Annotated in this window: 3 protein-coding genes; all 3 read left to right on the top strand. The window is 31.6% G+C overall.

All coding sequences use genetic code 11. From position 1 onward, the window contains the following. Window positions 1-153: 153 nt before the first annotated feature. From CN692_RS19160 to CN692_RS19150, 3 genes are read left to right on the top strand one after another with little or no spacing between them, the layout of a single operon-like run. Window positions 154-1,908 (top strand): ABC transporter ATP-binding protein, encoded by a 1,755-nt coding sequence (locus CN692_RS19160; protein ID WP_098120745.1) that lies wholly within the window; start codon window positions 154-156, stop codon window positions 1,906-1,908. A gap of 23 nt (window positions 1,909-1,931) precedes the next feature. Continuing rightward, the gene (locus tag CN692_RS19155) at window positions 1,932-2,606 is read left to right on the top strand and encodes a response regulator transcription factor (protein WP_098120744.1); all 675 of its coding nucleotides are present in this window, start codon (window positions 1,932-1,934) and stop codon (window positions 2,604-2,606) included. Continuing rightward, window positions 2,603-3,670: a HAMP domain-containing sensor histidine kinase gene (locus CN692_RS19150; protein WP_179874488.1), complete on the top strand. Its 1,068-nt coding sequence runs from the start codon at window positions 2,603-2,605 to the stop codon at window positions 3,668-3,670. The genes CN692_RS19155 and CN692_RS19150 overlap by 4 nt, the downstream gene beginning before the upstream one ends. The last annotated feature ends 252 nt before the right edge of the window (window positions 3,671-3,922 follow it).

The raw sequence follows: 3,922 nt of genomic DNA, 5'->3' as shown, positions 1-3,922 counted from the left end.
ATTAGGCTGATGTTTTTTTGCGTTATAAAAGTTAATATGTTAAATGCCAGCTTGATCAGTAAAATAATTTTATAGTTCATTCTTTATTCATATTTTAGTTGTAAATTTTAAAAGTAAAGTAGATAAACAATAGCTAAAGTAAGGAGTAATGAAATGAAAGACGAAAAAAAGATAAATAAAAAAAGTGATTGGAGAAATTTTATCTCTCTAATAAAAAACGCAAACCCTCCAAAATGGATGTTTGGCATAGGGGTTTTACTAAGTGTAGCGACTACTTTAGTAGGATTATTATTGCCTCTCCTAACAAAAAAGTTTGTAGATGGCTTTTCAATATCATCATTAAGTGCAGGGCAAATAGCAATTTTTGCAGCTGTCCTAATAATACAAGCAGTATCATCTGCAGCTTCTATCTATTTACTTAGTAGAGTGGGAAATACGGTTGTTGCAAATGTAAGACACCGATTATGGAAAAAGATGGTTGTACTTCCAGTATCATATTTCGATGAGACACAGACTGGTGAAAACGTTAGTCGAGTTACGAATGATACCGCAATATTAAAAGGGCTAATTACAGAGCATATTACAAATTTTTTTACAGGTATTATATCAATTATCGGATCTTTTACACTTTTACTAATATTAGATTGGAGAATGACCTTAGTAACATTCGGTATTATACCTGTTATTGCGTTGGTTTTTATTCCAATCGGAAAACAGATGTCTAAGTTATCAAAGGCAACTCAAGATGAGACAGCTAAATTTACATCATTAATAAGCCAAGTTTTTTCTGAAATTAGACTAGTAAAGGTTTCAAATGCGGAATCTGTCGAAATTTCAAAAGGTAATAAGGGGATTAGTAACTTATTATCTTTCGGAATTAAGGAAGGCAAGTTTCAATCATTAATAGGACCTATTGTTTCCTTTGTTTTAATGTTGATTCTAGTAGTCATAATTGGATACGGCGGGGTTAGAGTTTCTTCTGGAGCAATTACTGCTGGGGCATTAGTAGCGTATATACTGTATTTATTCCAAATAATCTTCCCAGTAACGCAAATTACACAATTCTTTACTGAGCTTCAAAAAACAAAGGGAGCTACAGAAAGAATGATTAATATATTGGAACATGAAGAAGAAGATTATGATTCTGGAAATGAAGAAATTAATATGAACTTACCGATAACTATTAATAAACTGCACTTTGCATATAAAGAAGAGGAGATGTTATCAAATCTTAACTTTACGATTCCTTCAGGTAAAGTCACAGCAATTGTAGGACCAAGTGGTAGTGGAAAAACAACACTTTTCTCACTTATTGAAAGATTTTATTCTCCTAAAATCGGTGAAATAAAAGTTGGTAAGCATTCAATAGATTGCTATAACTTAGAAAGTTGGAGAAAGCAAATAGGATATGTAGCACAAGAAAGTCCATTAATTGTAGGAACCATTAGGGATAACATATGTTATGGAATTAAAAGAGAAATATCTGATAAAGAATTGTCCCATGTGTCAGCAATGGCTTACGTAGATCAATTTGTTAATGATTTACCTAAAGGGTTTCATACCGAAGTTGGAGAAAGAGGTGTCAAACTGTCGGGAGGACAAAGACAGCGAATAGGAATTGCTCGCGCCTTATTAAGAAATCCTAAGTTATTAATGTTAGATGAGGCAACTTCGAATTTGGATAGCAGATCGGAGTTAGTAGTACAAAATGCGCTTTCTAATTTAATGCAAGGTAGAACGACTTTAGTTATTGCCCATCGTTTATCGACAGTTATAGATGCCGATCAAATTGTCTTTTTAGACAAGGGAAAAATAACTGGCATTGGAACACATGAAGAATTATATAATAACCATCTTATGTATAGAGAGTTTGCTGATCAACAATTAAGAGTAAATAGTGCTGTATAACTACATTCAAGGAAGGTGTTTATATGACTAGTATATTAATTGTAGATGATGATCCACATATTCGAAAATTATTGAATGTACTGTTACGGAATGAAGGCTTCAATGTATTTGAAGCCACAAACGGTATTGAAGCAATTACTGTTTTTGAAGACAACAAAATTGATATGTTAATTATAGATTTAATGATGCCAAAGATGGACGGATTTGAGCTTTGTCGTGAAATTAGAAACGAGGCAGATCTTCCGATTATTATGCTAACTGCAAAAGGTGAGACTGAACAAAAAGTTAAAGGATTTAAACTAGGAACCGATGACTATATTGTAAAACCATTTGAACCAGTTGAATTAGTTGTAAGAGTAAAAGCCCTATTAAGGAGATCGAAAATTTCTTCATCAAAAATTGTACAAATAGGTGATTTAACGATTGATCATGGCAATTATAAAGTTCTTATTGGAAACCAGGGAATTAATATGCCTTTGAAGGAACTAGAGCTTTTATTTACTTTAGCAAGTTCATTAGGAAGGACTTATTCAAGAGAACAATTAATTGAAAATATTTGGGGATTTGATTACGCAGGAGATGAAAGAACAGTAGATGTTCATATTAAACGCCTAAGAGAAAGATTTCCCGAGAAAGAATTCGGATTTAAAATTTCTACTGTATGGGGATTAGGGTATCGAATGGAGCTAGTGAAATGAAGGTACTAAAAAAAATTAGAGATATTATAGGGGCTATATTACTACTGACGACAGCCATAACAGTTGGTAGTGTTTTGACACACTATTTAACCGGATATTTTTTTGAACACTACAAAACTAATCTTTCAGAAGTAACAATACAAATTATAAATACATTTGTAACCTTTCTATTATTAATGTTAGCGGGAGGAATGTTTGGTAGAATATTCCATCACCCAAAACAAATGAGAATGGTAAAGGAAATTATGCAGGCAATTAGAAGCATTTCCAGAGGAGAGTTTAACGTATCGGTCGATTTTGAGAAAGTTAGAAATGCCTTTGGAGGAGAAATTGGTCAAATAATAGATGGCTTTAATAATATGGCATTGAACTTAAACCAAATGGAAAATATGAGGCAAGAGTTTATTTCGAATGTTTCGCATGAAATTCAATCACCTTTAACATCTATTAAAGGATTCGCGAAAGTATTACAAAATGAAGAATTGCCTTTAGAAGAACGAAAACAGTATTTGAATATTATTGAATTTGAAAGCACCCGATTATCAAAGCTTAGTGATAATCTCTTAAAGTTAACCTCATTAGAATCACAGAACCAGCCTATAGAGAAGAATCGTTTTTCATTAAATAGTCAACTTATGTACTCGTTGTTAAGCTGCGAACCACAAATAGTAGAAAAAAACATTAATATGCATGTTAATCTCAGTAAAATCGATGTGATTGGTGATGAGGCTCTTTTAAATCAAGTTTGGATGAACCTAATTACAAATAGTATAAAGTTTACACCTAATGATGGTGATATCTTTATTAATGCAAAACAAGAAAATGATAAGGTAATTATAAAAGTGCAAGATACTGGAATCGGTATATCTGATGAAGAGCAAATGCATATTTTTGAAAGGTTTTATAAAGCCGATAAATCAAGAGACCGGACAACAGTTGGAAATGGGTTGGGTTTATCAATCGTAAAAAAAATAGTTGAGATGCATAATGGGATAGTTTATGTAGAAAGTGAATTAGGGCAAGGATCATTGTTTATTGTAGAACTACCTACAGCAGTAGAATAAGGTTGACCTATCATTATAGTAAATGGGTATTTTATATAGAATTACTCTTTTACTATAATGAATAAGATTCTCATTTTTTTATTAAAAAGTTATTGCAAACAGAATAAAATAGTGGTATATTATTAAACGTTGTCACATTAATTCAAAATATGTGGCAAGAAAATAATAATAAAATAATTGTTGACTATAAATGATTATGTGTGTTATTATTATATAAGTCGCTAAGAGATATAGCGACAAAGTGAACTTTGA

Origin of the sequence: Bacillus sp. AFS002410, assembly GCF_002556365.1 — a bacterium.
Taxonomy (GTDB): Bacteria; Bacillota; Bacilli; order Bacillales; family Bacillaceae_G; genus Gottfriedia.
The sequence above is the reverse complement of the archived record's forward strand: the minus strand, read 5'-3'. Positions and strand labels throughout refer to the sequence as shown.

What these genes read in the sequence shown, in the direction of transcription:
- CN692_RS19160 (WP_098120745.1), top strand. Translation starts at nt 154, where the DNA reads ATGAAAGACGAAAAAAAGATAAATAAAAAAAGTGATTGGAGAAATTTT.
- CN692_RS19150 (WP_179874488.1), top strand. Translation starts at nt 2,603, where the DNA reads ATGAAGGTACTAAAAAAAATTAGAGATATTATAGGGGCTATATTACTA.
- CN692_RS19155 (WP_098120744.1), top strand. Translation starts at nt 1,932, where the DNA reads ATGACTAGTATATTAATTGTAGATGATGATCCACATATTCGAAAATTA.